This window comes from Microcystis sp. M53603_WE2 (assembly GCF_030065435.1).
Genome location: NZ_JASJFF010000911.1, coordinates 1 through 3516 on the forward strand (window position 1 = coordinate 1; position 3516 = coordinate 3516).

At 41.8% G+C, this 3516-nt stretch carries 5 protein-coding genes; 3 read left to right on the forward strand and 2 right to left on the reverse strand.

The window, feature by feature from the left end:
* Window positions 1–437: 437 nt before the first annotated feature.
* Window positions 438–899, reverse strand: coding sequence for an IS200/IS605 family accessory protein TnpB-related protein (locus PX481_RS19330; RefSeq protein WP_249267965.1), 462 nt, complete (start codon window positions 897–899; stop codon window positions 438–440).
* 256 nt (window positions 900–1155) lie between these two features.
* Entirely contained in the window at window positions 1156–1455 is a 300-nt protein-coding gene (locus PX481_RS19335; RefSeq protein ID WP_288095508.1) for a (2Fe-2S) ferredoxin domain-containing protein, read from the reverse strand.
* A gap of 186 nt (window positions 1456–1641) precedes the next feature.
* Between PX481_RS19335 and PX481_RS19340 the strand changes: the two genes are divergently transcribed.
* From PX481_RS19340 to PX481_RS19350, 3 genes are all read left to right on the forward strand, one after another.
* The gene (locus tag PX481_RS19340) at window positions 1642–2343 is read left to right on the forward strand and encodes an NnrU family protein (protein WP_288095511.1); all 702 of its coding nucleotides are present in this window, start codon (window positions 1642–1644) and stop codon (window positions 2341–2343) included.
* An 88-nt stretch (window positions 2344–2431) separates the two neighbouring features.
* The gene (locus PX481_RS19345) at window positions 2432–2773 is read left to right on the forward strand and encodes a thioredoxin family protein (RefSeq protein ID WP_079207408.1); all 342 of its coding nucleotides are present in this window, start codon (window positions 2432–2434) and stop codon (window positions 2771–2773) included.
* A gap of 369 nt (window positions 2774–3142) precedes the next feature.
* Window positions 3143–3307 (forward strand): hypothetical protein, encoded by a 165-nt coding sequence (locus PX481_RS19350; RefSeq protein ID WP_002795997.1) that lies wholly within the window; start codon window positions 3143–3145, stop codon window positions 3305–3307.
* The last annotated feature ends 209 nt before the right edge of the window (window positions 3308–3516 follow it).

A 3516-nucleotide genomic window follows, 5' to 3' on the forward strand; every position in this document is an offset into this window, starting at 1 on the left:
ATAATAAGGATAATGGCAGGTTTTTGAAGGTTCCAATCCTATTTTCGCAGCACTAACATCGGATTTTAACAGGTCAAAAGCCTTATTTTAAAAGGGTTTTACCATTATTCAGCAAGCCTTACTTAAAAGTCTGAAAGCTTATTCATTCGTAGTGGGTCAAGCACGGAGCGGGTTAAACGGCAAACCCTTTATTCCCTGGTCAATGACATCAGGAATTACTTTTCTAATGATGTTAAATGCCCCATTGACATCGGCATTTAACAACTGATTTGTTCCCATTTTATCAAGTCCCCTAGCTAACCTTTTTCCCTTAAATAATGGTTTTTCTTCACCATATTTAGTTAACTCATACTAAATCCTTTGAGTATAGGCTACATATCAGGACAGGCACTCATGCAAGAGGCACTCATGCAAAACGGAGAATAAATAATCAGTTTTTAATAACCATATTTAGGTAACTCATCCCTATCTAAGGCACTCGATTGTGAGGTAGAGGATTCTTCGGTTATTATGACTTTTATTCCTTTTAATTGAGCTTTATAGGTTAACATTTTTATTAATCTATAATGAGGAATATTGACCAATTGTTGAGTATTTCTTTTTCCTAGATTAAGAGATTGTTTCATGCGCTCATTATGCCCAATTATTAACGTCCCTATTTGATGAATAATACAGCAATCTATTACTCTTTTGCTGGCTGTGTGTAGGTAATTTTCTCCTCGACAGTTTCGTTGATGGGTGAGGAATATCAATCTCTTAGATGAGGGGAGATTATTTCGGGGTTTCAGTTGAGATTGCAAGCGGGAACGTTGTTTATTGTAGAAGGTGTTAATCGCTTTTAAGGGTCTGCCATTGATCAAAAGAGGGGCTACACCTGTTTGATTTGTAGTTACAGCCATTAAGTTATTAACTCCTAAATCTACACCAGCTTATCTGTTGTTTATCTGTGGTTTACAACCGTCTTTCATATACTATTTTCATGACATAACAGCTACTTTTGGGGACAATTATCACGGCAATTATTTCTCTCTTGGCTGTGGGAATTTTTAAGTCGCTCATAGACAATAGACTAAGCTGAAATCACAGGCACTCAAAGGGGTTAACCTAGGAGCAAAAGACTATTGTGAAGCATCACTTAAAAATTGATGATCAAGTTTACTGCCATTGAGCGTGAATGGGTGGATGGAGTAAACGCTCAACCGGTTGACCGTTTTTTAAATGTTCCTCGACAATCTGACGGACATCCTCTGGTTTAACACGACAGTACCAGGTTTCCTCGGGAATAATTCTCACCGTGGGGCTAGTGCTACACTGTCCTTGACAACCACTGGTCATAACGATGACATCTTCTGGGAGAGCTGCCGTTTGCCAAGCTAAAAGAAGCTCAGACGCACCCTGCACCAAACAGGAAGAATGCTGACAGACCATCACAAATCGCTTTTGGGGATAAGACATATTACCTAAAAAGTGGCAAAATTAGATAGTTCCCCAGTTATATTCTTGGGGGTCGCTTTGGGGAAGCATAGTTTTATTTTGCCCCGAATCCTCGATACTGGCAATACAAAAAAAGGGGGCGAAAAATTAACCATCAATCTTTAAAATAGAGTTCGGAGAAAAATTTAGTCAATCAAGAGGGTAAAAGTGGCATTCGCTAGTCATTGGATCATGTTAGGTTTATTATTGGGTTTTGCTGTTGCCCATAGCGGATTAGCCAGTTTACGAATGGGGGGAGAAGCTATCATCGGTGCGCGACTGTATCGGGTATTATTTGCCCTTGTGAGTATCCCTCTAGCGGTAATTTTAGTAGTTTATTTCTTCAATCATCGTTATGATGGTTTGCTTCTCTGGCAAGTACAGGGAGTAACCGGAGTAAAAACCCTAGTTTGGATACTTTCGGCCATTTCTTTTTTCTTTCTCTATCCTGCCACTTTTAACCTGCTGGAGATCGCCGCTATCCAAAAACCGCAGGTTCATCTCTACGAAACCGGCATCCTGCGCGTTACCCGTCATCCCCAGATGGTAGGACAGGTGATCTGGTGTATTGCTCACACCCTCTGGTTAGGGACAAGCTTTACCCTATTAACTTCCTTGGGTTTAATTGCCCATCATCTTTTTGCCGTCTGGCATGGCGATCGCCGGTTAGAAGACCGTTACGGAGAGGCATTTTTAAAGATCAAAGAACGCACCTCGGTGATTCCCTTTTTAGCGATTATCGATGGTCGGCAAAGCCTAAAATGGCAAGAATTCCTTCGTCCGGCCTATCTAGGAGTAACAGGGTTTATTTTACTCCTCTGGTGGGCGCATCCTTGGCTAATGCAAGCAACAAGTAAAATTTATTGGTGATTTTGCTCCCAACCCCTTTCTTATTGATCCCGATTGGTGTAGAATGGTTTCTATATCAAAATCAAGTTTTCATAAAATCCGTTTAGACATGATACTATCTGTAAACGAAAAGAGCTTCCCTAAGCTAGTTTTAGAGTCTTCTCGTCCGGTTCTCGTGCATTTTTGGGCTCCTTGGTGTGGTTTATGTCGTTTAATCCAACCCACCCTCTGTTCTTGGCAAAATGAGTGTCAAGATGCGATTCAATTAGTCGGTGTCAATGCCGATGAGAATTTTCAATTAGCTAATAGTTTTCGTCTGCGTAGTCTGCCTACGTTAATTCTCTTCGATCAAGGTGTTCCCGTTCATCGTCTGGAGGAAATTCACAGTCGCGAGGAATTGCAACAAACCCTGCGACTAATGGCCAAAAATCAAATCCTGCGTTTAGCTTAAGTAGCTGGTTATAATTAAATGAAAAATGGATTTTAGGTTCGCGCCCCCCTGCCCCCCTTGATAGGGGGGGTGCGGTTGGGGGGGGAAGGCTGCGCTAGAGAGTGGGGCTGTCGATCCCCCCTGCCCCCCTTGATAAGGGGGGTGTCTGATAGTTTTTAACGCCTACCTACTTAATCTCTCTATGAAAATCACTTATCAAAAAGTTAACTTAAAAGCTCCCAAAACGGAGACAGCTTATTGGCGTAGTCAATCGTACCAAACGAGACTATCGGCCTTAGAAGAAATTCGTCAAGAATATCATCAATATAAATATAATGCTGAACCAAGACTTCAAAGAGTTTATACAATAGCGAACGCAAAGGGAGACCCTTGCAACGCATTTCTAGAGGTTCTACCTCTTGCTTAACCCATCAGGAAACGGAGAAAGACCCTCCCTTGTGTAGTTCCAAACCCTTGCCTTTTGCCTCTCTCTTCCCCGACCGGCGACCGACTCCTCACCCCACCAACAAACTTTTTCAGCCAACCCTAATCTAGATACCTTTCGAGAAAAAATTTTTTTGCACAGGGAGTCCTTAAAATAGAAGAGGGAACCCAAAACCAAGTTGCTGGTATTTTTCCTCTGGGCATGGTGGCGCAGTTTATAGAATTTAGCTGGAATTTATGAATCATTTTCTGCATTCTTTCACTGTTTTTCCTGATTCTGCCCGAAAATCTCGCTCTTACTCCCTGGGTAAACTGCGACG